This is a genomic window from Variovorax sp. BGA-UO-ETr-C22, assembly GCF_059567965.1.
This window is the reverse complement of the sequence record NZ_JCAQPA010000011.1, coordinates 1,257,314-1,279,816: the sequence shown is the minus strand read 5'-3', so window position 1 is coordinate 1,279,816 and position 22,503 is coordinate 1,257,314. Positions and strand designations below refer to the sequence as shown.

At 69.0% G+C, this 22,503-nt stretch carries 22 protein-coding genes; 14 read left to right on the top strand and 8 right to left on the bottom strand.

Annotated elements, in window-relative coordinates:
* Window positions 1-51: 51 nt before the first annotated feature.
* The gene (locus AC57B8_RS26030; RefSeq protein ID WP_062480058.1) at window positions 52-387 is read right to left on the bottom strand and encodes a hypothetical protein; all 336 of its coding nucleotides are present in this window, start codon (window positions 385-387) and stop codon (window positions 52-54) included.
* A gap of 331 nt (window positions 388-718) precedes the next feature.
* Between AC57B8_RS26030 and AC57B8_RS26025 the strand changes: the two genes are divergently transcribed.
* From AC57B8_RS26025 to AC57B8_RS26015, 3 genes are all read left to right on the top strand, one after another.
* The gene (locus AC57B8_RS26025; RefSeq protein WP_062480056.1) at window positions 719-1,666 is read left to right on the top strand and encodes an adenylate/guanylate cyclase domain-containing protein; all 948 of its coding nucleotides are present in this window, start codon (window positions 719-721) and stop codon (window positions 1,664-1,666) included.
* A gap of 122 nt (window positions 1,667-1,788) precedes the next feature.
* The gene (locus tag AC57B8_RS26020) at window positions 1,789-2,139 is read left to right on the top strand and encodes a hypothetical protein (protein WP_307583582.1); all 351 of its coding nucleotides are present in this window, start codon (window positions 1,789-1,791) and stop codon (window positions 2,137-2,139) included.
* Window positions 2,140-2,324: 185 nt separating this feature from the next.
* Window positions 2,325-2,555, top strand: a complete 231-nt coding sequence (locus AC57B8_RS26015) for a hypothetical protein (protein ID WP_070060568.1) — start codon at window positions 2,325-2,327, stop codon at window positions 2,553-2,555.
* Window positions 2,556-2,573: 18 nt separating this feature from the next.
* Here the strand turns inward: AC57B8_RS26015 and AC57B8_RS26010 are convergent, their stop codons facing one another.
* From AC57B8_RS26010 to AC57B8_RS25990, 5 genes are all read right to left on the bottom strand, one after another.
* On the bottom strand, window positions 2,574-2,933 hold the full coding sequence (locus tag AC57B8_RS26010; RefSeq protein WP_070060569.1) for a response regulator: 360 nt from the start codon (window positions 2,931-2,933) through the stop codon (window positions 2,574-2,576).
* Between the two features lie 85 nt (window positions 2,934-3,018).
* Window positions 3,019-4,236: a hybrid sensor histidine kinase/response regulator gene (locus AC57B8_RS26005; RefSeq protein ID WP_496481185.1), complete on the bottom strand. Its 1,218-nt coding sequence runs from the start codon at window positions 4,234-4,236 to the stop codon at window positions 3,019-3,021.
* On the bottom strand, window positions 4,226-4,840 hold the full coding sequence (locus AC57B8_RS26000) for a chemotaxis protein CheB (RefSeq protein ID WP_095947690.1): 615 nt from the start codon (window positions 4,838-4,840) through the stop codon (window positions 4,226-4,228). Before AC57B8_RS26000 ends, AC57B8_RS26005 begins: the two co-directional genes overlap by 11 nt.
* Entirely contained in the window at window positions 4,837-5,667 is an 831-nt protein-coding gene (locus AC57B8_RS25995) for a CheR family methyltransferase (protein ID WP_062480071.1), read from the bottom strand. The genes AC57B8_RS26000 and AC57B8_RS25995 overlap by 4 nt, the downstream gene beginning before the upstream one ends.
* 47 nt (window positions 5,668-5,714) lie before the next feature.
* Window positions 5,715-9,215: a response regulator gene (locus AC57B8_RS25990; RefSeq protein ID WP_496481184.1), complete on the bottom strand. Its 3,501-nt coding sequence runs from the start codon at window positions 9,213-9,215 to the stop codon at window positions 5,715-5,717.
* A gap of 141 nt (window positions 9,216-9,356) precedes the next feature.
* Between AC57B8_RS25990 and AC57B8_RS25985 the strand changes: the two genes are divergently transcribed.
* The 7 genes from AC57B8_RS25985 (at window position 9,357) to bioD (ending at window position 17,001) form a co-directional block, all read left to right on the top strand.
* Window positions 9,357-11,696, top strand: coding sequence for an ATP-dependent DNA helicase (locus tag AC57B8_RS25985; protein WP_496481183.1), 2,340 nt, complete (start codon window positions 9,357-9,359; stop codon window positions 11,694-11,696).
* On the top strand, window positions 11,674-12,291 hold the full coding sequence (locus tag AC57B8_RS25980; RefSeq protein ID WP_496481182.1) for an alpha-ketoglutarate-dependent dioxygenase AlkB: 618 nt from the start codon (window positions 11,674-11,676) through the stop codon (window positions 12,289-12,291). Before AC57B8_RS25985 ends, AC57B8_RS25980 begins: the two co-directional genes overlap by 23 nt.
* Window positions 12,288-12,878 carry a DUF4304 domain-containing protein gene (locus AC57B8_RS25975; protein WP_496481181.1) on the top strand — a complete coding sequence of 197 codons (591 nt, stop codon included), beginning with the start codon at window positions 12,288-12,290 and terminating at the stop codon, window positions 12,876-12,878. Before AC57B8_RS25980 ends, AC57B8_RS25975 begins: the two co-directional genes overlap by 4 nt.
* A gap of 114 nt (window positions 12,879-12,992) precedes the next feature.
* Window positions 12,993-13,304, top strand: coding sequence for a plasmid stabilization protein (locus AC57B8_RS25970; RefSeq protein WP_496481180.1), 312 nt, complete (start codon window positions 12,993-12,995; stop codon window positions 13,302-13,304).
* A gap of 298 nt (window positions 13,305-13,602) precedes the next feature.
* Window positions 13,603-15,030, top strand: a complete 1,428-nt coding sequence (gene bioA, locus AC57B8_RS25965) for an adenosylmethionine--8-amino-7-oxononanoate transaminase (protein WP_496481179.1) — start codon at window positions 13,603-13,605, stop codon at window positions 15,028-15,030.
* Window positions 15,014-16,246, top strand: a complete 1,233-nt coding sequence (bioF, locus tag AC57B8_RS25960) for an 8-amino-7-oxononanoate synthase (RefSeq protein ID WP_496481178.1) — start codon at window positions 15,014-15,016, stop codon at window positions 16,244-16,246. The genes bioA and bioF overlap by 17 nt, the downstream gene beginning before the upstream one ends.
* Complete coding sequence (gene bioD, locus AC57B8_RS25955; RefSeq protein ID WP_369628815.1) at window positions 16,243-17,001, top strand: dethiobiotin synthase; 759 nt, start codon at window positions 16,243-16,245, stop codon at window positions 16,999-17,001. Before bioF ends, bioD begins: the two co-directional genes overlap by 4 nt.
* Here bioD and AC57B8_RS25950 read toward each other — a convergent pair.
* The gene (locus tag AC57B8_RS25950; RefSeq protein WP_496481177.1) at window positions 16,984-18,036 is read right to left on the bottom strand and encodes an aldo/keto reductase; all 1,053 of its coding nucleotides are present in this window, start codon (window positions 18,034-18,036) and stop codon (window positions 16,984-16,986) included. The genes bioD and AC57B8_RS25950 overlap by 18 nt on opposite strands.
* 236 nt (window positions 18,037-18,272) lie before the next feature.
* Here AC57B8_RS25950 and AC57B8_RS25945 point away from each other — a divergent pair, with 236 nt between their 5' ends.
* Entirely contained in the window at window positions 18,273-19,256 is a 984-nt protein-coding gene (locus AC57B8_RS25945) for an AraC family transcriptional regulator (RefSeq protein WP_496481176.1), read from the top strand.
* Between the two features lie 162 nt (window positions 19,257-19,418).
* The gene (locus AC57B8_RS25940) at window positions 19,419-20,639 is read left to right on the top strand and encodes a class I SAM-dependent methyltransferase (RefSeq protein WP_496481175.1); all 1,221 of its coding nucleotides are present in this window, start codon (window positions 19,419-19,421) and stop codon (window positions 20,637-20,639) included.
* 132 nt (window positions 20,640-20,771) lie between these two features.
* Here AC57B8_RS25940 and AC57B8_RS25935 read toward each other — a convergent pair whose 3' ends face one another.
* Window positions 20,772-20,978, bottom strand: a complete 207-nt coding sequence (locus tag AC57B8_RS25935; RefSeq protein ID WP_062482179.1) for a dodecin — start codon at window positions 20,976-20,978, stop codon at window positions 20,772-20,774.
* Between the two features lie 176 nt (window positions 20,979-21,154).
* Between AC57B8_RS25935 and AC57B8_RS25930 the strand changes: the two genes are divergently transcribed.
* Window positions 21,155-21,355: a hypothetical protein gene (locus tag AC57B8_RS25930; protein ID WP_062482175.1), complete on the top strand. Its 201-nt coding sequence runs from the start codon at window positions 21,155-21,157 to the stop codon at window positions 21,353-21,355.
* Window positions 21,356-21,470: 115 nt separating this feature from the next.
* Window positions 21,471-22,478, top strand: a complete 1,008-nt coding sequence (locus tag AC57B8_RS25925) for an LLM class flavin-dependent oxidoreductase (protein WP_070060580.1) — start codon at window positions 21,471-21,473, stop codon at window positions 22,476-22,478.
* The last annotated feature ends 25 nt before the right edge of the window (window positions 22,479-22,503 follow it).

Genomic DNA, 22,503 nt, shown 5'->3' with positions numbered 1-22,503 from the left:
CCAGCACGCAGGCGGCCACCGGTGCCGCTGCGACGCCGGCCAATCAGGACATCACTGGTTGGTGAAACGCTGATGGACGCGCGGGCCCATCGAGCCGGGCAGGCCGCCCTTGAACATGCTGTTGATTTCTTTCATCTGGCGCCGCGCGGCCGATTCGCCGTCGATGGCGCTCAGCGCGACCATCACGTCCTGACGCAGGTACCAGAGGGTCTCGACATCGACCGCAAAGCGCACGCGTTGGCTGACACGCTGGATCGATTGGCCACCGCGGCCCTGGAGCACCGACAGCATCGCCGTGCGGATGCGCCCGAGCTGACTTTCCGCAACCTGCCGCGAGCCCAGGCCGGGTACGTTCAGGAGCTGAAAAAGGCGGCGAAAGAGCAGCATGTCACGAAAAGCGTATTGCCGGGAGCTGAGACGGTCGCTACCTTAAGCCTCAGTTCGCCGGGACACAAGATGTGAAACACCGTTTCTTGTTTGCAAACAACAAGCTTTAGCGGTCTCTTTTGTTGTCATTTGAATTTTGAGCGCAAAAGTATTAAAAAACTTTGGCATTCATCTGCACGATGCGCCAAGCTGGCCCTGTCGCTGCAGCGTCAACAAGAAGCTTCTGCGGATCGTTCCTTGCATGTGAAGGCGCATGTCGGGGAAACTTCTCGCAGGAGCGGCGAAAGGTCCAGAGCAACATAACCAGCGCTTGCCGCCAAGAAAAAACAGTATGGGTGTCAATTCCACAGTCGTTTTCGCGGACTTGACCGGAAGTACCAGGGTCTTCGAGGCCATGGGGAATGCACGTGCCACCGAGACCGTGACGCGGCTGACTCAATGGATCGGACGCGTGTGCGAGGCCCACGGCGGCCGGGTCGTGAAATCGCTCGGCGACGGCGTGTTCGCCATCTTCACCAGCGGCGCCGCCGCCACGCACGCGGTCATCGAGTTGCAGCGCTACCACCAGAAACGCCTGGCCGGCTGGCCCGTGCCGCTGCGCATGGCGCTGCAGATCGGCGTGGCCAGCGGCGACGTGGTCGAGGTCGAGGGCGACTGCTTCGGCGACGCCGTCAACCTGGCCTCGCGCCTGAGCGACCTGGCCGGGCCGGGCCAGATCTGGGTCACCGAGGCGGTGATCCAGCAACTGCACGAGGGCGCGGTGCAGCACCGCGACCTCGGGCCGATCAGCATCCGCGGGCGCACCGAGATGTCGATCGTCCACCGCATCGACTGGCAGGAAGACCTGACCAGCTTCCTCACCGTGCCGGCCGCGCTGCTGCCGGCGCGCCTGCCCGATTCCACCTTCGGCCGCATCGAACTCGCATGGCTCGATGTGCGCTCCATGTTCCGCATCGACCAGCTGCCCATCCACCTGGGTCGCGTGGGCGACGCGCAGTTCGTGGTCAACGACCCGCGCGTGTCGCGGCTGCATGCGCGCATCGAGGAGCGGCAGGGCAGTTGCGTGCTGATCGACGTCAGCACCTACGGCACCTGGGTGCGCTTTCATGGCAACGGCGGGCCGAGCCACGAGATCGCGCTGCGGCGCGATGAGTGCGTGCTGCACGGCCGCGGCGAGATCGGCCTGGGCGCGCCGCTGAGCGATTTCAGCGCGCCGACCATCGCCTTCAACACGACGGGCGACGACGTGATGCTGTCGCGCCGGGCCATCGTGAACTGAAGGCCGACTGAAAATCCCGTTCACGTTTGGCAACCAGCTGGTGCGCTGCGAGGTGCACCACGCGGGGACATGTGGCGTTGCAGGACCACGCCGGCGCCGTTCGCGCCAGGCCTGGAGCCACCATGCATTCCCCAAGTGATTCTTCTGTTTTCAGATGGGCCGCCGTCGCCGCGATCGCGGCCGGCGCGCTGCTCGCCACGGGTGCCGCCAGCGCGCGCACGAGCTGGTCGGTGCAGATCGGCACGCCCGGCGCGGTCTATGCGCCGCCGTACTACGTGCCGCCGCCCGTCTATGCGTACCCGGCCCCGATCTACTACGAACCGCCACCGCCGCGGGCCTACTACCGTCCGCCGCCGCCCGTGTACTACCGGCCGGCCCCGATCTACGTCCCGCCGCGCGGGCGCCTGTACTACGGTCCCGGGTATCCCTACCGTGCGCCGAACGATGATGACGACGATGACGACCGCGATTGACCGGCGATCCGCAAGCTTGCAGGCATGCCAATTCTTGGCGTGAACTCTGACGAAAACGTCACATTCAGTCACATTTGTAAGATCAAAGAATTCATTTCATGCCTGCAGGAGGGTTCGGGCCCGGGGCATGACACTTGCCTTGCATCGTTCAACAGGCGCGCAGAGTGCCGAAGGAGCGACAAAAAATGCAGACCAGCGTTCGGCCTTTCACCGATGTCGAGGCCGCCATTGCGGCGGTGGAGGCCCTGGACGGCGAACTCCGTAAGTTCGAGCTGGCCGTGGGGGACAACCTCCAGGACAGCATCGGCCTGCAGATGGCGCAGATCACCGACCGTGCACTCGCACGCGGCTGGGAACCCAGCGGCTTCATCCAGAAGGAAGGTTTTCGCCTCTACCGCTACCGCGCGATGCGCTGAAAGGCGAGGGGAGCCGAATCAGCCCGGCGCGAGGATGCGCTCGAGCGCCCCGATGTCGATGGGCTTTTGCAGGTGGTGGTCGAACAGCACCTCGCCCGGCGCCGCATTCGCCGCGTCCCGCTCCGAAAACCCCGAGATCGCCACCAGCAGCCGCGGCGTGCCTTCGGCGGCGGTGGCACGCAGCCGGCGCGCCACCTCGGTGCCCGGAAAGTCGGGCAGGGTGAGATCGATCAGCGCCGCATCGAAGCGCTCGCCGGCCGCTGCGTCCAGCGCCTGTTGCGCCGTGTAGGTGCAGCGGGCGGTGTGATCCTGCAGCGTCAGCAGCTCCCGCAGCAGGTCGGCCGCGGCCTCGTTGTCGTCGACGATCAGCACATTCACAGTTGTTTTCTCTCGGCATCCATTGATTGCGATCCCGCAGTATCGACGCTGTGCCTACCGGAATCCGTAACAGGGGCCTTGTTTGTTACTTCCCGGTGCCGGCCGAGGCGGGCGGCGGCTGCAGCGGCAGCTCGACGAAAAAGCGCGCGCCGTGGCCCGGTGTGCTCTCCACGCCGATGCGGCCCGCGTGCAGGCTCACGATCTTGTGCGTGATGTACAGGCCCAGGCCCAGGCCGGCCGCGTGCTTGCGGCTGACGTCGGTGCGTTCGAACTGCTCGAAAATGCGCTGGTGGTCCTCGGGCGAGATGCCGATGCCCTGGTCGCGCACGCTCACGACCGCGTGGTCGCCGTCCTGGCGCACCGTCATCTCGACCGGCTTGCCGCCGCCGTAGCGCAGCGCGTTGGTCAGGAGGTTGGTCAGCACCTGTTCGATGCGGAACTCGTCCCACACGCCGCGCAGCGCCGGGGGCGCGTCCAGGCTGATGGTGCAGCCCGCGGCCTCGGCCTGGTGGCGCAGGTTGTCTACCACGGCGCGGGCCAGCTCGGCCAGGTCGACCGGCTTGGTCTGGATCGACAGCGCGTCGCGCCGCAGCCGCGTCACGTCGAGCATGTCGTCGATGAGCCGCACCATGTTGCGGATCTGGCGCTGGTCGCGCTCGATCATGGTGGGCAGCTTCTCGGGCGAGAAGCTGTCGAGCTTGCCCTTGGACAGGTGCAGCTGCCGCAGCTGTGCCTCCAGGTAGAGCGTGTTCAGAGGCGTGCGCAGCTCGTGCGACACCATCGACATGAAGTCGTCGCGCATGCGCACCGCGCGCTCCAGCTCGCGCTGCGTGTGCTGCAGCTGCTGCACCAGTTCTTCCTGCTTGCGGTGCGCGGCGGCCAGCGATTCCATTTCGTGGCGCAGCGCCTTGCGGTGCTGGTGCAGGTCGACGAACACGCTCACCTTGCTGACCACCGCGTGCGGATCGAGCGGCTTGTGCAGGAAGTCGACCGCGCCGCTTTCGTAGCCTTGGAAGGCGTAGTTCATCTCGCGCCCGGCGGCGCTCACGAAGATGATCGGGATGTGCCGCGTGCGCTCGGTGCCGCGCATCAGCTCGGCCAGTTCGAAGCCGTTCATGCCGGGCATCTGCACATCGACGATGGCGAGCGCGAATTCGTGTTCCAGCAGCAGCGCCAGTGCGGCTTCGGCCGAACCGGCGCGGTACACCAGCCGCCCGGGCGCGCGGATCAGCGCCTCGAGCGCCAGCAGGTTCTCGGGCAGGTCGTCGACGATCAGCAGCTTGCTTTCGACCTCAATGGGCATGGGCGGGCTCCAGTAGCTGCAGCAGGATGCGCAGGTCGCGCAGCCGGAGCACGTGGTCGGGGGCGTGGCGCGCAATGGCGGCGAGGGGCATGGTGGGAACCAGGGCTTCTTTCGGGTCTTGCACGGCGGTGAGTCCGCCGGCGCGGTGGATGCGCAGCAGGCCTTCGGCGCCGTCCTCGTTGGCGCCGGTCATGAGAAAGCCGGCCACCGACGGCCCGTAGGCGTCGGCGGCCGAGGCCATGAGCACGTCGATGGACGGGCGCGAGAACAGCACGGGCGGCTCGCAGCTCAATGAAAAGCGGCGCCCGCGTTCGATCGACAGGTGGTAGCCCGGCGGCGCGAAGTACAGGCAGCCGTCCACCAGCGGCATCTTGTCGAGCGCCTCGTGCACGGGAATCGGCAGGCGCTGCGCAAAGATCTCTGCCAGGTGGCTCTCGTGCGATTCGGGCAGGTGCAGCACCACCGCCATCGGAATGCGCCAGTTGGCCGGCAGGCCGTCGAGCACCGCACTGAGCGCGTCGATGCCGCCGGCCGAGGCGCCGAGCACCACGGCCTCGACGCGGCGAACCGGAAACGGACGGTGCTGCGTGCCGCCGCGCTTCATGCGACCTTGCGGTAGATGCGCTCGGCGCGCGCGTGGGCGTCGAAGCGGTCGGCGTAGCCCGAGAAGTCGATGCTTTCCTTGGAGCCCAGGCCGAGAAAACCGCGGTGCGACAGCGACTCGTGGAACAGCCCGAGCGCGCGGTCCTGCAGCTGGCGGTTGAAGTAGATCAGCACGTTGCGGCACGACACCAGCTGCGTCTCGGCGAACACGCTGTCGGTGGCCAGGCTGTGGTCGGCAAAGATCACGTCGGCGCACAGCGAGGGGTCGAAGCGCGCGGCCTCGTAGGCGGCGGTGTAGTAGTCGGAGAACGCGCTCAGGCCGCCCGCGCGCTGGTAGTTGGCCGTGTAGCCGCGGATCGCCTCGAGCGGAAAGATGCCCTGGCGCGCCTTTTCGAGCGAGGCCGGGTTGATGTCGGTGGCGTAGATCTGCGTGCGTTCGAGCAGGCCTTCCTCGCGCAGCAGGATGGCCAGCGAGAACACCTCTTCGCCCGTGCTGCAGCCCGCCACCCACACCTTGACCGAGGGGTAGGTGTGCAGGATCGGCACCACGTGCCGGCGCAGCGCCAGGAAGTAGGCCGGGTCGCGGAACATCTCGCTCACGGGAATGGTCAGGAACTGCAGCAGCTGGCCGAACAGCGCCGCGTCGCGCAGCACGCGGTCCTGCAGCGCCGAGATGCTGGGCAGCTCGAGCTGCTCCAGCGCATACAGCACGCGGCGCTTCTGCGAGGCGGTGGTGTAGTTGCGGAAGTCGTAGCTGTACTTGAGGTAGATGGCCTCCATCAGCAGGCGCAGCTCGATCTCGGTGTCGCTCAGCGGCTGGGGCTGCATGGGGGCGGTGGCCGGGTCCTGCAGCGCGGCGGGGAGGGGCTTGCGGGTCACAGGCGCTCCATCTTCGGCATCCACACGCGCAACAGCGAGAACAGGCGCTCCAGGTCGACCGGCTTGGCCAGGTAGTCGCTGGCGCCGGCGGCCAGGCACTGGTCGCGGTCGTCCTTCATGGCCTTGGCGGTGATGGCGATCACCGGCATCTTCGCGAAGCGCGGGTCGGCGCGCAGGTGGCGCGTGGCTTCCAGACCGTCCATCTCCGGCATCATCACGTCCATCAGTACGAGGTCGATCTCGCGGACCTGGTCCAGGCGCTCCAGCGCCTCGCGGCCGTTGCGCCCGATCTCGACCGTGGCGCCGCGCTGCTCCAGCGCGCTGGTGAGCGCGAAGATGTTGCGCACGTCGTCGTCCACCAGGAGGATGGTGCGGCCCTCGAAGATGCGGTCGCGCCCGCGCGCCGTCTTCAGCATGCCCTGGCGTTCGCTGGACAGCGAGGCCTCCACCTTGTGCAGGAACAGCGTCACCTCGTCGAGCAGCCGCTCGGGCGAGCGCGCGCCCTTGATGATGATCGAGCGCGAGTAGCGCTGCAGCTCGGTTTCTTCGTCACGCGTGAGGTTGCGCCCGGTGTAGACGATGACCGGCGGGAACGACACGATCTCTTCCGCCGCCATGGCCTTGAGCAGCTCGCTGCCCTGCATGTCGGGCAGCCGCAGGTCGGTGATCATGCAGTCGAACACGCGCGTGCGCAGCAGCGCGAGCGCCTCCTCGCCGGAGCCGACTGCGACGATCTCGATGTCGTCGTCGCCGATCAGCCGGATCACGCTCTCGCGCTGCAAGGCGTCGTCTTCCACCAGCAGCACGACCTTGACCTTCTGCGTGAGCTTTTCTTCCAGCCGGCCGAACACCTTGGTCAGCTCCTCGCGCGTGGCCGGCTTCAGCGCGAAGCCGATGGCGCCCATGTGCAGCGCCGCGGCCTGCGCGTTGTCGGCGGCCGAGACCACGTGGATCGGGATGTGGCGCGTGTGCGGCGAGTCCTTGAGCTTTTGCAGCACGTCCAGGCCGGTGCTGTCGGGCAGGCGCATGTCCAGCAGGATCGCGTCGGGCACGAACTGCGTGGCCAGCTCGAAGCCGTCGGCCGCGCCGTGCGCCACCAGGCAGCGGTAGCCCAGCTCGTGCGCCAGGTCGTACAGGATGTGGGCGAACTGCGGCTCGTCCTCGATGACCAGCACGCGGCGCACCTGGTCGCGCGGAATCGAGCGGTCGTCCGCGAAGCGCGGGGCCGGCACCACGGGCGCCGGGGCAGGGGGCGCGAGCGGCGGCGGCGACAGCACGGCGGGCGCATGCGAAGACGAAGACGTCGACACCGAACGCAGCGTGCCCACGGGCACGGCCGGCGCCGGCATCGTCTGCGGCGCACGCGGCGGCAGCTGCAGCGTGAAGGTGCTGCCCTGGCCGGCTTCGCTCTTCACCGTCAGCGAGCCGCCCAGCAGCTGCGTGAGGTCGCGCGAGATCGACAGGCCCAGCCCCGTGCCGCCGTAGCGCCGGCTGGTGGTGCCGTCGGCCTGGCGGAAGGCCTCGAAGATCAGTTCGTGCTGCTGCGGGTCGATGCCGATGCCCGAGTCGTGCACCGCAAAGGCCGCGCCGCCGTCGGCGGTGGCCGACACCGTGAGCGCCACTTCGCCGCGCTCGGTGAACTTGATCGCGTTCGACAGCAGGTTCTTCAGGATCTGCTCCACGCGCTGCCGGTCGGTGACCAGCAGGGCCGGCGCGTCGGGCCGCAGCTCCAGGCGGAACTCCAGGTTCTTGTCGGTCGCGAGCGGGCGGAAGGTGCTTTCCAGGCTCTGGGCCAGCTTGTCGAGCGGCACCTCTTCGGGCACCAGCTCGAGCTTGCCGGCCTCGACCTTGGCGATGTCCAGGATGTCGTTGATCAGCACCAGCAGGTCGTTGCCCGAGGCGTAGATCGATTCCGCGAACTTCACCTGCTCCAGCGACAGGTTGCCCTGCGGGTTGTCGCCCAGCAGCTTGGCCAGGATGAGCGCGCTGTTCAGCGGCGTGCGCAGTTCGTGCGACATGTTCGCGAGGAACTCCGACTTGTAGCGGCTGGCGCGCTGCAGCTCGTCGGCGCGGTCTTCCAGGTCGCGCTGCACGCGGCGCAGCGCGGTGTTGCGCTGGTCGAGGGCTTCGGTGCGCTCGGAGAGCTGGCTGTTGGTCTGTTCCAGCTCGGCCTGCTGGTTCTCCAGCATGGCTTGCGAGGCGCGCAGGGCGCGCGACTGTTCTTCGAGCTCTTCGTTGGCGGTGCGCAGCTCTTCCTGCTGCACCTGCAGTTCCTCGTTGAGCTGTTGCGTTTCGGCCAGCACGTCCTGCAGCTGTTCGCGGTAGCGCGCCGCCGCCAGCGAGGTGCCGATGTCGTCGGCCACGAGGTCGAACAGCTGCTCGCTGCGCGCGTCGGGCGTGCCCGGCAGGCCGAGTTCGAGCACGCCGTTGACGGCGCCATCGGCCGCCACCGGCAGCAGCAGCACGGCCTTGGGCGTCATCTCGCCGAGGCCGGAGTTGACCTTCAGGTAGTCGGCCTGCACCGGATCGATCAGCATGCGGCGCTGCTCGGCCGCCGCCTGGCCGACCAGGCTTTCGGTGGGGGAGAACACCTGCGGCGAGGCTTCGGCCTCGCTCGAGAAACCATAGCTCGCGGCGCGGCGCAGCGGGCCGTGGCGTTCACGCACATAGAGCGCACCGACCGAGCTGCCCAGGTGGCGCGAGAAAAATGCCAGGATCTTGCGGCCCATGTCCGGCGCGCTGAGTTCGCCGACCAGCTCGCCCACCAGCTCGGTCTGCGCATTGCGCAGCCAGGCCTCCTGCGACAGCCGCTCGGCGTGGGCCGCCTGCTCGCGCAGCACCACGTCGTAGCTGTCGGACAGGCGCATCAGCTGCCGGCGGCCGAAGAACGCCACCAGGCCGGAGTACACCAGCGTGAACAGAAGGAACAGCCCGACCACCCACCAGCTCGTGCGGTTGGCCTCGGTGTTGCGCTGGAAGCGCAGCGTCTGCTCGGTGTCCATGAAGGCCGTGAACTCGGCGCGCAGGTCGTCGGTCAGGCGCTTGCCGCGGCCCAGCCGGACGGTGGCCTGCGGATCGATGCCGTTGCGCCGCGCCTCGATCATTTCCCGTGCGAAGGTCAGCCACGACTCCTGCAGGCCGACAATGCGGTCGACACGCTCCACCTGTTGGCGGTTGTCCGACACTTGGCGGCGCAGCGCGTCGGTGTCGGCCTTCAGGCGCGGCAGGGCGGACTGGTAGGGCTCGAGAAAACTCTCCTCGCCGGTGATCAGGAAGCCGCGCATGCCCGTTTCCATGTCGATGGAGCGGCGTTGCAGTTCGCTGGCGGCGCGCGTGACCTGGTCGGTGTGCTCGACCCAGCTCAGGCTCGTCAGCAGGTACAGGATCAGCGCGACGAACGCCACGGCGCCGATCAGTCCGCCCAGCAGCGGCAGCTTGAGGTTGCGGCTGAGCAGGCGGTCGAATTCGACGGGGTCGATCGCGGAGGGAGTTTTCATGAATGCATTTGTAAGCAAAACTTGTCAAGTCTTGCCGAAAAAGATCATTTGACCTGTCGGAGAAGGCCTCGATACCGATTTGTGTGACGTATTGCCGCATTCGGTGCTCGCTATACTGTGATTTCATCCAGTATCGGCAGCATGCCTTCCGACCTCCATTCCGCCCCGTCAGCCGCCGTTTCGGCGGCGCACGTCGTGTCCGTCAAGGCCTTGTGCGCCTTCGGCGCGAAGGCGGGCGATCTTGACCTGCGCTTCGTGCCCGCGCCCAGCGCGCTCGAAGGCATGGCCGGCCACGCACTGGTGCAGGCCCGGCGCGGCGGCGACTACCAGAGCGAGGTGCCGCTGGCCACCACCTGCGGCACGCTGCGCGTGCGCGGCCGGGCCGACGGCTACGACCCGGCGCAGGCACGGGTGGAAGAAATCAAGACCTTTCGCGGCGACTTCGACGCCATCCGCGCCAACCACCGCGCGCTGCACTGGGCCCAGGTGCGTTGCTACGGCTGGATGCTGTGCGAGCAGGAAGGGCACGAGCACCTGACCGTTGCGCTGGTCTACCTCGACCTGGCCAGCGGCGACGAAACGGTGCTCGAAGAGCAGCACACCCGCGACACCCTGCGCACGCACTTCGAAACTTTGTGTGCCTGCTACAGCGACTGGGCGCAGCGCGAGGCCGCGCACCGCGGCGCGCTCGACGACGCACTGACGCAACTCGAATTTCCCCACGCCGACTTCCGCACCGGCCAGCGCGAACTGGCCGAGGCGGTCTACCGCGCCGCCGTGGGCGGGCGCTGCCTGCTGGCGCAGGCGCCCACCGGCATCGGCAAGACGCTGGGCACGCTCTTTCCGCTGCTCAAGGCGCGCGCGGCACACAAGCTCGACAAGGTGTTCTTCCTCACCGCCAAGACCTCGGGCCGGCCTGTGGCGCTCGACGCCTTGCGCGTGCTGGGGCAGGGCGGCGCGCACCGGCCGCGCGTGCTCGAACTCGCGGCCCGCGAGAAGGTCTGCGAGTACCCCGACCGCGCCTGCCACGGCGAGGCCTGCCCGCTGGCGCGCGGCTTCTACGACCGCCTGCCCGCCGCGCGCGCCGAGGCCGAGCAAGTCGGCTGGCTCGACCGCGAGGCGCTGCGGCGGGTCGCGCTCGCGCACGAGGTCTGCCCCTATTTCCTGGCGCAGGAAATGACGCACTGGAGCGACGTCGTCGTGGGTGACTACAACTACTACTTCGACAGCAGCGCGTTCCTGTTCGCCAGCATGAAGGACGCCAACTGGCGCGTCGCCGTGCTGGTCGACGAGGCCCACAACCTGCTGGAGCGCGCACGCGGCATGTACACCGCGAAGCTCGAAGGCGCGGCGCTCGAAGAAGCGCACCGCGCCGCGCCGGCCGCCGTGCGCGGCCCGCTGGCGCGGCTGTTCCGCGAATGGGACACGCTGCAGCAGGCGCAAACGGCCGGCTACGACACCGCCGACGAGATCCCCGAGCGCTTTTTGCGCACGCTGCAGGCCGCCAACACCGCGATGGCCGAGCACTTCGCCGCCACGCCCGATGCGGCGCAGGGGCCGCTGCAGCGCTTCTTCTTCGACGCGCTGCACTTCGCGCGGCTGGCCGAGGTCTTCGACAACCACTCGGTGTTCGAGCGCACGCTGGGCGCCACGCAGGAACAGCGCGGCCTGGCCATCCGCAACCTCGTGCCCGGGCCCTTCCTCGAAGGCCGCTTCGCCGACGCGGTGTCGGTCACCTGCTTCTCGGGCACGCTCGCGCCGTTCGCGTTCTACCGCGACGCACTCGGCCTGCCCGAAGACACGGCGCTGCTGGACGTCGAATCGCCGTTTCGCGGCCAGCAGCTGCGCGTCGAGGTGGCGACCGGCGTCTCCACGCGCTTTCGCGACCGCGCCGGCTCGCTGCGCCATGTGACGGACATCATCGGCGCGCAGTTCGAACGCCTGCCCGGCAACTACCTGGCCTTCTTCAGCAGCTTCGACTACCTGGACAAGGCCTGCGCCGCGTTCTCGCTGCGCCACCCCGGCGTGCCCGTGTGGACGCAGACGCGCGGCATGCGCGAAACCGACCGCCACGATTTCGTCGCGCGCTTCGAGGAAGGCGGGCAGGGCATCGGCTTCGCCGTGCTCGGCGGTGCCTTCGGCGAGGGCATCGACCTGCCGGGCAGCCGGCTCATCGGCGCCTTCGTCGCCAGCCTGGGGCTGCCGCAGTACAACGAGCTCAACGAGATCACGCGCGAGCGCATGCAGTCGCGCTTCGGCAAGGGCTACGAGTACACCTACCTCTACCCGGGCCTGCAGAAGGTGGTGCAGGCCGCCGGCCGCGTGATCCGCACCGAGGCCGACACGGGCGTGCTGCACCTGCTCGACGACCGCTTTGCGCGCGCCGAGATCCGCGAGCTGCTGCCGCGCTGGTGGCATGTGCAGCTGGCCGGGGAGGCCGGGGAGGTCGGGGAAAACGATGCGCGCCACCCGACGCCTTGAGCACGCCGGCCAGCCCGACCTGTTCGGCGAGGCGCCCGTGGCGGCCATCGAGGGCCTGCGCTACGAAGCCGGGTTCCTGTCGCGCGACGAAGAGGCCGGCCTGCTGCGCATCGTGCAGGGCCTGCCGCTCAAGGAGATGCGCTACAAGGAATACACCGCCCGCCGGCGCGGCACCAGCTTCGGCGGCAGCTACGACTTCGACACCAACCGCCTCAAGCCCGGCGCGCCGCTGCCCGAGGCGCTGCATCCGCTGCGCGCAAAGGCCGCCGCCTGGGCCGGCCTGGCGCCCGAAGACCTCACCCACGTGCTGATCGCCGAGTACCGCCCCGGCACGCCGCTGGGCTGGCACCGCGACGTGCCCGACTTCGAGGACATCGTCGGCGTCTCGCTGCACGGCGACGCGGTGATGCAGTTCCGGCCGTATGTGCCCGGTGCGCCCGCGTCGGGGCCGGCCGCGCTCGAATTCCTCATCGAGCCGCGCTCCGTGTACCTGCTGCGCGGGCCGGCGCGCTGGGCATGGCAACATGCCATCGCCCCGACCGAGGGCCTGCGTTATTCGATCACCTTGCGTACCCGGAGACCCCGCGCGCCATGAACCGCACCACCTTCCTCAAGCTGCTCACGCACCACCTCTTTCCCGTGCTCAAGGCCGAAGGCTTCCAGGGTTCGGGCCAGACGCTGCGGCGCATCGACGGGCCGGTGATCCACGTGTTCAACGTGCAGGGTGCGAGCGGCGGCAAGGCCTGTTACCTGAACCTCGGCGCGCACCTGGACTTCTTGCCGCCCGAGGGCGGAACGCCGGTGGCGCCCGAGGCGCTCGAAGAATCGCACTGCGTGTTCCGCGACCGCCTGGACCCACCGCCCGGCGCCGCATTCGGATGGGCCTATGGCGAGACGAAAGAACAGGCCGAAGAAAACGTCGAATTCATCGTGAGCGAGTGGGAAGGGCCGGGGCGTACTTTCTTCGCTCGGCATGGCAGCTATCCGCAGAGCTTCGAACAGATGCTGCGCGAGACCGACCCGCACCAGATCCATGCGCGCACCGCTTTGCACTTCGCACGGATCGCGGTGCACCTGGGCGACCGCGCACGGGCACAGGCGCTGGTCGAGGCGGGGCTCGCGCGGGCGCCGGAACGCGCCACGGCCCTGAAGGCCGACCTCGCGAACGTGTTGTCGGCCTGAGCGCGCACGACAGACTGCGCTGACGCGCAGCGCCTGCCTCTTCCGACCCATGGCGCCGCACAGGCGGCCAGCATGAAGGCTTCTTTCATCCCATTTGATTGAAGGAGCGCAGACATGCCAAGAGGCGACAAGTCGTCCTACACGGACAAGCAGAAACGCAAGGCCGAGCACATCGAGGCAGGCTACGAGCACCGCGGCGTGGCCAAGGGCGAGGCCGAGCGCCGCGCCTGGGCCACGGTGAATGCCGAGACCGGCGGCGGCAAGAAGAGCGGTGCGGGCCGCGGCAAGGCCGAGAACCACGGGCCCTCGCGCAAGGGCGGGCGCCTCGGTGGCGCCGCCGCGGCGAACCGCACCGCCGCCGAACGTTCGGCGTCCGCGAAGAAGGGCGCAGCCACGCGCAAGCGCAGCGCCGAGAAGCGCGGCTGAAGCCGGTTGCGAATACCAGCCATATCTTCTGTCCGAAAAGCGGAGTCCACCCACCACACACCCTGAAAAGCGGACATTCCTTCGCCATCTGTGACGGCAGCCGGACAACTTGTGTCGGCCCTCCGGTGACGCGACCCTGCAGGAAGTCGCCAGCTTGCGCGACGTTGCCCTGAACGCACGCGCTACGCCGCCCAACCTCGGTCATTCCGCCTTCTTTTTGCACGCGTTCCGGGCGTTTGCCGGGGCGCGGTCGCGTCGATACGATCCGCCGCCTTGCCCTCCAGAAAGGAACGCGCGGGTGCCTCCCTCGAACGTTTTCTCCCCCACGACCGCGCCAGCCGCCGCAGGTGCCGATGCCGCCAATGCCAACGCCGACTGGCAACAGCGCAGCCGCCGCCACGTCTGGCACCCCTGCACTCAGAGCATCCGCCTCGACGTGGCGCCGCCGCTGCCCATCGCGCGGGGCGAGGGCGTCTGGCTGACCGACCATGAAGGCCGGCGCTACCTCGACGCCACCAGCTCGTGGTGGGTCAACCTGTTCGGCCACGCGCACCCGGCGATCAACGCCGCGCTGAAGGCGCAGCTGGACACGCTGCCGCATGTGATGCTCGCCGGCTGCACGCACGCGCCGGCGGTCGAGCTGGCCGAGCGGCTGGCGGCGCTCACGGGCCACGCGCTGGGTCATTGCTTCTATGCCTCCGACGGCGCCTCGGCCGTGGAGATCGCGCTCAAGATGAGCTTCCACGCCTGGCGCAACGCGGGCCGCGCCGGCAAGCGCCGCTTCGTGGCGCTGCGCGGCGGCTACCACGGCGAGACGCTGGGCGCGCTGCACGTCACCGACGTGCCCGTGTTCCGCGACGCCTATGCGCCGCTGCTCGCCAGCGCGCACCTCGTGGCCTCGCCCGATGCGCGCGCCGCGCGGCCCGGCGAAGACGCCGCTGCGGTGGCGAACCGCGCCGCCGACGAACTCGAGGCGCTCCTGGCCGCGCAGCACGACAGCATCGCCGCCGTGATCGTCGAGCCGCTGGTGCAGTGCGCCACCGGCATGGCGATGCACGACCCGGCCTACCTGCGCCGCGTGCGTGCGCTGTGCGACTGCTTCGGCGTGCACCTGATCGCCGACGAGATCGCGGTCGGCTGCGGGCGCACCGGCACCTTCTTCGCCTGCGAGCAGGCCGGCATCTGGCCCGACTTCCTGTGCCTGTCGAAGGGCATCAGCGGCGGCTACCTGCCGCTGGCGCTGGTGATGACGCGTGAGGCCATCTACCAGGGCTTCGTCGACGACGATGCCGCGCGCAGCTTCCTGCATTCGCATTCCTACACCGGCAACGCGCTGGCCTGCCGCGCGGCGCTCGCCACGCTCGATCTGTTCGAGCAGGAAGACGCGCTGAACGGCAACAAACACCGCGCCGCGCGCCTGTTCGCTCGCCTTCGCGAGGGGCTGGCCGGCCAAGCCGTTGATCACCTGCGCCAGCGCGGAATGATCACGGCCTTCGACGTGCGCGAGCCCGGCGCGCGCTTTGCCGAGCGCTTCCACCTCGCGGCGCGCGACCACGGCCTGCTGATGCGGCCCATCGGCGCCACCGTGTACCTGATGCCGCCGTACGCCATCGCCGACGACGAGATCGACCAGCTCGTGGACGGCACGCTCGCGACGCTCGAAGCCGTCACCACCGCATCCGGCGCCGTCGCCGAAGAAGGAGCCCGCGATGCTGCGCTTGCTTGAACGCCTGCAGGACGAGATCACCGCGCTCGACGCGCGCTCGCTGCGCCGCCGCCGGCAGATCGCCGAAACCGCCTGCGCGCCCGAGCAGATCCTCACGCTGGCCGGCGCCGCCGCGCCGCGCACCATGCTCGGCTTCAGCAGCAACGACTACCTGGGCCTGGCCGCGCACCCCGCGCTGGCCGAGGCACTGGCCGAAGGCGCGGCGCGCTACGGCACGGGCAGCGGCGGCTCGCACCTGATCCTGGGCCACTCGCGTGCCCATGCGCAGCTCGAGGAGCGCCTGGGCGAATGGATGGCGCCGCACATTCCCGATGCGCGCAGCCTGTTCTTCTGCACCGGCTACATGGCCAACCTCGCGGTGCTGTCGGCGCTGGGCGACGGCGAGGCGGTGATCTTCTCGGAGACGCTGAACCACGCCTCGCTGATCGACGGCGCGCGGCTGGCCCGCGCCCGCGTGGAACGCTACCCGCACTGCGACCTGCAGGCGCTCGACGCGCAGCTGGCCGCCTGCGACGCGCCGGTCAAGATCATCGTGAGCGACGCCGTCTTCAGCATGGACGGCCACATTGCCCCCGTGGCGGGCCTGCTGGCGCTGGCCGAGCAGCACGACGCCTGGCTGGTGATCGACGACGCGCATGGCTTCGGTGTGCTCGGCGCCACCGGCCGCGGCGCACTGCAGGCGCTGGCGCTGCGCTCCGAGCGGCTGGTGCTGATCGGCACGCTGGGCAAGGCGGCCGGCGTGTCGGGCGCGTTCGTGGCGGCGCACCGCACGGTGATCGACTTCCTGGTGCAGCGCGCGCGGCCCTACATCTTCACCACGGCCGCACCACCGGCGGTGGCGCATGCGCTGCTCACCAGCCTGGCGCTCATCGAGGGCGAGGAGGGCATGCGCCGCCGCGCGCAACTGCGCGCCCGCATCACCCAGCTGCGCAGCGGCCTCAGGCAGGTGCTGCCGGCCGACGGCAGCGCCTGGCTGGCCGATTCGCCGACCGCGATCCAGCCGCTCATCGTGGGCGACAACGCGCGCGCGATGCAGACCATGGAACGGCTCGACGCGCACGGCCTGCGCGTGGGCGCGATCCGTCCGCCCACGGTGCCTGCCGGCACCGCGCGGCTGCGCATCGCGCTGTCGGCCAGCCACACCGAGGCCGACGTGGCGCGGCTCATCGGCGCGCTGGGCGAGGCCCTGGCCGAACCGTGGCCGGAGGCGGCATGACGACGGCAGCAGCTGCGACACAGCGCCGCTGGTTCGTCACCGGCACCGACACCGGCGTGGGCAAGACGCTGGTGAGCAGCGCCATGCTCGCGCTGCTGGCCGCCTCGGGCCTGCGCGCGGTCGGCATGAAACCGGTGGCGGCGGGGCTCGATGCCATCGACGGCGAATGGCGCAACGAAGACGTCGAGCGCCTGCAGGCGGCCGGCAATGTCGACGCGCCGCTGGCCTGGCGCTGCCCCTATGTGCTGAAGGCGCCGATGTCGCCGCACCTGGCGGCGCGGGAAGAGGGCGTGCAGGTCGCGCTGCCCGTGCTGCTCGATGCCTTCGAGCGGCTGTCGGCGCAGGCCGATGCGGTGGTGGTGGAAGGCGTGGGCGGCTTCTGCGTGCCGCTGGGCGACGATCTGGACACGGCCGACCTCGCGGTGGCGTTGGGCCTGCCCGTGATCCTCGTGGTCGGGCTGCGGCTGGGGTGCCTCAACCATGCGCTGCTCACCGCCGAGGCGATCCGCGCGCGCGGGCTGGTGCTGGCCGGCTGGGTCGCGAGCGTGGTCGAGCCGCAGATGCTCTCGCCCGAAGGCAACCTGCAGACGCTGCGCGCCCGGCTCGGTGCGCCGCTGCTGGGCGTGGTGCCGCACCTGGCAGAGCCCTCGGCGGCGCGCGCCGCCGAACACCTCGACCTGCGTGCGCTGCGGGCGAGCGCGGCCCATGCCGCGCGTCGCACCGAGGCCCCGCTCGTGTCAGCCGCGACGGCCTGAGTCGGCCAGCCGCTGGGCGCGCACGCCGCCCTGGCGCGCCAGCATCCAGCCCGGGTACTCGGGCGCCAGCGCGCTCGCCTTGTCGAGCGCTGCCAGTTCGTCGGCCGTGAGCTTCACCTCGGTGGCGGCGATGTTGTCGTCCAGCTGGTCGATGCGCTTGGCGCCGACGATCACGCTGGTCACTACCGGCTGGTGCAGCAGCCAGGCCAGCGCGATCTGCGCCACCGACACGCCGCGCGGTTCGGCGAACTGGCGCATGAGGTCGATGCAGTCGTAGGCGCGCTCCACGTTCACCGGCGGAAAGTCGAAGCTCGCGCGGCGGCTGCCTTGCGCGGTGGCGGTGTGGCGGTCGACCTTGCCGCTGAGCAGGCCGCCGGCCAGCGGGCTCCAGACCATCAGGCCGAGCTGCTCGCTGCGCAGCATCGGCACCAGCTCGCGCTCCAGGTCGCGCCCGGCCACGGTGTAGTAGGCCTGCAGCGACTCGAAGCGCGCCAGCCGGTCGCGCTCGGCGATGCCCAGCGCCTTGGCGATCTGCCAGGCGGCCCAGTTCGACACGCCCACGTAGCGCACGTGGCCCTGGCGCACGAGGTCGTCGAGCGCGCGCACCGTTTCCTCGATGGGCGTGATCGGGTCGATGCCGTGGATCTGGTACAGGTCGATGTGGTCCAGCTGCAGCCGCTTCAGGCTGGCCTTCACGCCGTCCATGATGTGGTAGCGCGAGGCGCCGGCCGAGTTCACGCCCTTGCTGCCGGTTTCGCCGAGCACCTTGGTCGCGACCACCACGCGGTCGCGCGGCACCTTCAGGTTCTTCAGCGCCTGGCCGGTGATGGTTTCGGACAGGCCTTCGGAGTACACGTCGGCCGTGTCGATGAAGTTGATGCCCGCGTCGAGCGAGCGGCCGATGAGGCCTTCGGCCTCGCCTTGCTGCAGCTGGCCGATGTGGTCCCAGATGCCCGGCGCGCCGCCGAAGGTCATCGTGCCGAGGCAGAGTTCGGAAACCAGGAGGCCGGTGCGGCCGAATTGGCGGTATTGCATCGAAAGTTGTCCTTTGGGTGGGGAGGGGCCGTCCGGCGTGACGGATGGCCGGCGGTTGCGAAAAAGTATCCCGCCGGCGCGCCCCGGCGGGCGAGCGCGTTTCTGCAAAGTCTTTGCCTATTTCTCCAGACCTCGTGCGCAGGCCGTGCGAAGGAGAGGATGCGACGCTAAGCTGCGGGCAGCCCAATCCTCCATGGCCGTCACCGCGGCCGCTCCCCTTTGTCAGAGGCCTACCCATGTCTGATGACCCCCCCGACACCGCCACCGTCCTCGCCATGCCGATGCCGCTGGAACCCGAACTCGATGCCGCCCGCGAAGAGCTGGTGCAGCTCATCCGCCACATCACGCGCGGGCAGGACGGCACGGTCGAATGCGCCGTGCCCGGCCTGCAGGTGCACTGCATCAGCAAGCCCGACGGCCCCAAGCACGGCTTCGCGACGCCGGCGCTGGGCCTCATTGCGCAGGGCTCCAAACGGATCATCGTGGGCGACGACATCTACGTGTACGACCCCATGAACTACCTCGTCACCTCGGTCGACCTGCCGGTGTGCGGCCAGGTGTGCGTGACCAGCGAGAACGAGCCCTACCTGGGCGTGCGGCTGGAGCTGGCGCTCGACGAGATCGGCGACCTCATCGGCGACGAGAAGCTGCCGGCCAAGGCCAACGCGCCGGCCTCGCGCGGCATGTACGTGAACCGCATCGCCATGCCGGTGCTGGAGCCCGTGCTGCGCCTGCTGCGGCTGCTCGACACGCCCGAGGACATTCCGATCATGGCGCCGCTCATCAAGCGCGAGATCATGTACCGCCTGCTGGTGAACGGCGAGGGCGCGCGGCTGCGCCAGATCGCGCTGCACGACAGCCACACGCAGCGCATCGCCAAAGCCATCAGCGCGCTGCGCACCAACTACGCGCAGTCGCTGCGCGTGGAAGACATGGCGCGCGCGGTGCACATGAGCGTGTCGTCGTTCCATCACCACTTCAAGGCCGTGACGGCGATGAGCCCGCTGCAGTACCAGAAGCAGCTGCGCCTGCAGGAGGCGCGCCGCCAGATGCTCATTGCCGGCACCGACGTGGCCAGCGCCGCGCACAACGTGGGCTACGAAAGCCCTTCGCAGTTCGCGCGCGAGTACGGCCGCATGTTCGGCGCGCCGCCGCTGCGCGACAAGCGCCGCTGGCTCGGCGAGGCCGGCAACGACGCGACCTCGATGGAAGCCGCGTAGGCCGCCCACGGCCCCGCGCGAGGGGTCTTTCAACATAGCACCTGCCGCGATTTCTTGCGTCGTCGTGGAAATGCAGGTTTCGCAAATTCTCGCTATCGTTTTGTTCGCTGCAGCACCCGTCCGCCCGTGGAGGCGGGACTACTCAACAACTCGGAGAGATGCATGCTTTGGGAAAAGAAGCTGGCGCAGTGGAGCGCCGCGGTCCGTGCACGGGCGAACCTGCCCGCGCGGCTCACCTTGTGGGACGGCCAGTCCTACGACTTCGGTGACTTCAGCGGACCGGCGGTCACGCTGCACGTGAAATCGCCCGCGGCGCTGTCGCTGATGCTGCAGCCCACGCTCGACAACCTGGGCGAGGCCTACGTCAAGAGCAAGATCGACATCGAAGGCAAGCTCAGCGACGTGATCGACATTGCCTACGGCCTGGCGAAGACCTCGCTCGACAAGCCCGGCGGCGCGCTGCAAAGCATGGCCCGCTACTTCGCGCACACCAAGTCGTCGGACAAGAAATCCATCGAGTACCACTACGACGTGTCGAACGCGTTCTACCAACTCTGGCTCGATGCGAACATGGTCTATTCGTGCGCCTACTTCGAGAACGGCGACGAAGACCTGGCCACCGCGCAGCTGAAGAAAATCGACCACATCCTCACCAAGATCGAACTCCAGCCCGGGCAGACGCTGCTCGACATCGGCTGCGGTTGGGGCGCGCTGGTGATCCGCGCGGCGCAGAAGTTCGGTGCGCGCTGCGTGGGCGTCACGCTGTCGCAGAACCAGTTCGACCTGGCAACCGAGCGCGTGAAGGCCGCGGGCCTGCAAGACCGCATCGAGATTCGCCTGCAGGACTACCGCGACGTGACGGGCCAGTTCGACCGCATCACCAGCGTCGGCATGTTCGAGCATGTGGGCCGCAAGAACCTGCCCGAGTACTTCAAGCGCGTGCAACAGCTGCTGGCCGACGACGGCATCGTCATGAACCACGGCATCACCTCGTCCGACCCCGAGGGCGGCGGCGTGTCGTACGGCGGCGGCGACTTCATCGACCGCTACGTGTTCCCCAACGGCGAGCTGCCGCACATCAGCCTGGCGCTGCAGGCCATGCAGCAGGGCGGGCTCGAGGCCTTCGACGTGGAGAACCTGCGCCGCCACTACGCGCAGACGCTGCGCCACTGGAGCGACGCCTACGAGGCCCGTGCCGACGAGGCGCGCGCGCTGGTCGACGAAGAGAAGTTCCGCATCTGGCGCATCTACCTTGCGGGCTGCGCCTATGCCTTCGAGAACGACGACGTGGCGATCTACCAGATCGTGGGGCGCAAGGCGGGCAGGGCGGCAAGCACGCTGCCATGGTCGCGCCGCTACATCTACGAAGGAAGGCACGAATAAACCTACTGCGCGCCCCGATCTCGCATCTGCGGTCCTCACCGTACGGGTGTACGGTTCCGGTCCTCGACGCGACCTCGGGGCGCTCGCTACGGTTTCTTCGCGCCTTCCAGGCGCCCATGGATTGTTGCTTTGCTACTCGAGCGTGAAGCCGATCTTCACCGTCACCTGCCAGTGCGCGACCTTGCCGTCGACCACATGGCCACGCGTCTCGGTGACGGTGAACCACTGGATGTTGCGCACTGTCTCGTGCGCCTTCGCGATGGCGGTCTGCACCGCGTCCTCGATGCTGGTCTTGGACGAGCCCGTCAGCTCGAGCGACTTGTAGACATGGTTCGACATGGCGGCTGCTCCTTGGGTGGTTGCGTGCCCATCGTAGCCAGTGCACGGGGGGCGGGGCAACTCCTTTGAGCGCGCGGATGCGATGCAAAACGCATCAGGACATTCGCAATCCGTCGTTGGCAAGGGCGAAGGTGCTTCGCAGAATCGGCGGCATCGAACCAGGGAAACCGCCCGTCATGCCACTGCACACCGTCGCCTCTTCATCCCCGGCCGCACAGGCCCGCCACGTCCTCGCGCTGACCGCCATCGCCTGGTGCATCGCGCCGGCGTCGCCGCATGAAGTGGCACGCCGTGCGCCGCATGGCCATGTGCCGCTGCGCGTGCGCAGGAGGCTGCACGCCACGGCCGTGGCGGCACTCCTGCCTTATGCATGGTGAGCCGCGCGACCCCGCAGATTCCAGATATCGATAGAGGAATTCAGCGCAAACGGCCCGCGCGATGGCTCGCAGAATTTGAAGCACACCCGCTTCCACTGCGTCATCGCCGAACACCGTGTCCTACTCGCTCTCCCTGCTCGACAAGAGCCTGATCCCCGAAGGTGCCGATGCCGCGCAGGCGTTCCAGCACACCATCGCGCTGGCCCGGCGCGCCGAACGGCTGGGCTACCGCCGCTACTGGCTGGCCGAGCACCACGGCAACCGCACCTACGCGGGTTCGGCACCCGAGGTGCTGGCCTCGCACCTGCTCGCGAAGACCTCGCGCATCCGCATCGGCACCGGCGGCGTCATGCTGCAGCACTACAGCCCCTTCAAGGTCGCGGAGACCTTCAAGGTGCTGGCCTCGCTGGCGCCGGGCCGTGTCGACCTGGGCATCGGCAAGGCGCCGGGCGGCCTGCCGCTGACCAGCAAGGCGCTGCAATCGCTGCACGATCCGGTGAAGGCGAAGGCCCTCGATTTCGAAGCGCGCCTGCGCGAGCTCGATGCCTTCCTGCACGATGGCGTGCCCGCCGACCATGCGCTGGCCGGCGCCGTGGCCACGCCGTTCCCGCCGGTGGCGCCGCAGCGCGTGCTGCTCGGCGGCAGCCCCGAGAGCGCGCTGCTCGCGGCGCGGCTGGGCTGGCAGTTCGTCTATGCGGGCCACTTCAACGGCGACCCCGTGAACATCGAACAATCGATCGACGCCTACCGCGGCGCGACCGGCCGCGCACCGCTGCTCGCGCTGTTCGCCTTCGCCGCCGAAACGCACGACGAGGCCGCCGAGCGCGTGGGCGCGCTGCGCAGCTTCCGCGTGACCTTGCCCACGGGCCAGAGCGTGAACCTGCCGAGCCTCGAGGCCGCCGCCGAGTTCGCGCGCCAGGCCGGTGCCAGCGACTACCGCACCGAGGAACGGCGCCCGCATGTCATCGCCGGCACCGGCGACGAGGTGCGCGACGCGCTCGAGGCCCTCAGCGCGCGCCACGGCATCGAGGAGTTCGTGATCGACATCCCAGTGGCGGACTTCGGCGCGCGCGCCACGGCGGTCGAACTGCTGGCGCAGGCCCGCGAGCCTGCACTGGCCTGAGTTTTTTCTTTTTCCCATCACAAGA

Excerpts from the sequence above, each read along its gene's own strand:
- AC57B8_RS26030 (WP_062480058.1), bottom strand. The coding sequence starts at position 387 with ATGCTGCTCTTTCGCCGCCTTTTTCAGCTCCTGAACGTACCCGGCCTG.
- AC57B8_RS26025 (WP_062480056.1), top strand. The coding sequence starts at position 719 with ATGGGTGTCAATTCCACAGTCGTTTTCGCGGACTTGACCGGAAGTACC.
- AC57B8_RS26020 (WP_307583582.1), top strand. The coding sequence starts at position 1,789 with ATGCATTCCCCAAGTGATTCTTCTGTTTTCAGATGGGCCGCCGTCGCC.
- AC57B8_RS26015 (WP_070060568.1), top strand. The coding sequence starts at position 2,325 with ATGCAGACCAGCGTTCGGCCTTTCACCGATGTCGAGGCCGCCATTGCG.
- AC57B8_RS26005 (WP_496481185.1), bottom strand. The coding sequence starts at position 4,236 with ATGCCCATTGAGGTCGAAAGCAAGCTGCTGATCGTCGACGACCTGCCC.
- AC57B8_RS26000 (WP_095947690.1), bottom strand. The coding sequence starts at position 4,840 with ATGAAGCGCGGCGGCACGCAGCACCGTCCGTTTCCGGTTCGCCGCGTC.
- AC57B8_RS25995 (WP_062480071.1), bottom strand. The coding sequence starts at position 5,667 with ATGCAGCCCCAGCCGCTGAGCGACACCGAGATCGAGCTGCGCCTGCTG.
- AC57B8_RS25990 (WP_496481184.1), bottom strand. The coding sequence starts at position 9,215 with ATGAAAACTCCCTCCGCGATCGACCCCGTCGAATTCGACCGCCTGCTC.
- AC57B8_RS25985 (WP_496481183.1), top strand. The coding sequence starts at position 9,357 with ATGCCTTCCGACCTCCATTCCGCCCCGTCAGCCGCCGTTTCGGCGGCG.
- AC57B8_RS25980 (WP_496481182.1), top strand. The coding sequence starts at position 11,674 with ATGCGCGCCACCCGACGCCTTGAGCACGCCGGCCAGCCCGACCTGTTC.
- AC57B8_RS25975 (WP_496481181.1), top strand. The coding sequence starts at position 12,288 with ATGAACCGCACCACCTTCCTCAAGCTGCTCACGCACCACCTCTTTCCC.
- AC57B8_RS25970 (WP_496481180.1), top strand. The coding sequence starts at position 12,993 with ATGCCAAGAGGCGACAAGTCGTCCTACACGGACAAGCAGAAACGCAAG.
- bioF (WP_496481178.1), top strand. The coding sequence starts at position 15,014 with ATGCTGCGCTTGCTTGAACGCCTGCAGGACGAGATCACCGCGCTCGAC.
- bioD (WP_369628815.1), top strand. The coding sequence starts at position 16,243 with ATGACGACGGCAGCAGCTGCGACACAGCGCCGCTGGTTCGTCACCGGC.
- AC57B8_RS25950 (WP_496481177.1), bottom strand. The coding sequence starts at position 18,036 with ATGCAATACCGCCAATTCGGCCGCACCGGCCTCCTGGTTTCCGAACTC.
- AC57B8_RS25945 (WP_496481176.1), top strand. The coding sequence starts at position 18,273 with ATGTCTGATGACCCCCCCGACACCGCCACCGTCCTCGCCATGCCGATG.
- AC57B8_RS25940 (WP_496481175.1), top strand. The coding sequence starts at position 19,419 with ATGCTTTGGGAAAAGAAGCTGGCGCAGTGGAGCGCCGCGGTCCGTGCA.
- AC57B8_RS25935 (WP_062482179.1), bottom strand. The coding sequence starts at position 20,978 with ATGTCGAACCATGTCTACAAGTCGCTCGAGCTGACGGGCTCGTCCAAG.
- AC57B8_RS25930 (WP_062482175.1), top strand. The coding sequence starts at position 21,155 with ATGCCACTGCACACCGTCGCCTCTTCATCCCCGGCCGCACAGGCCCGC.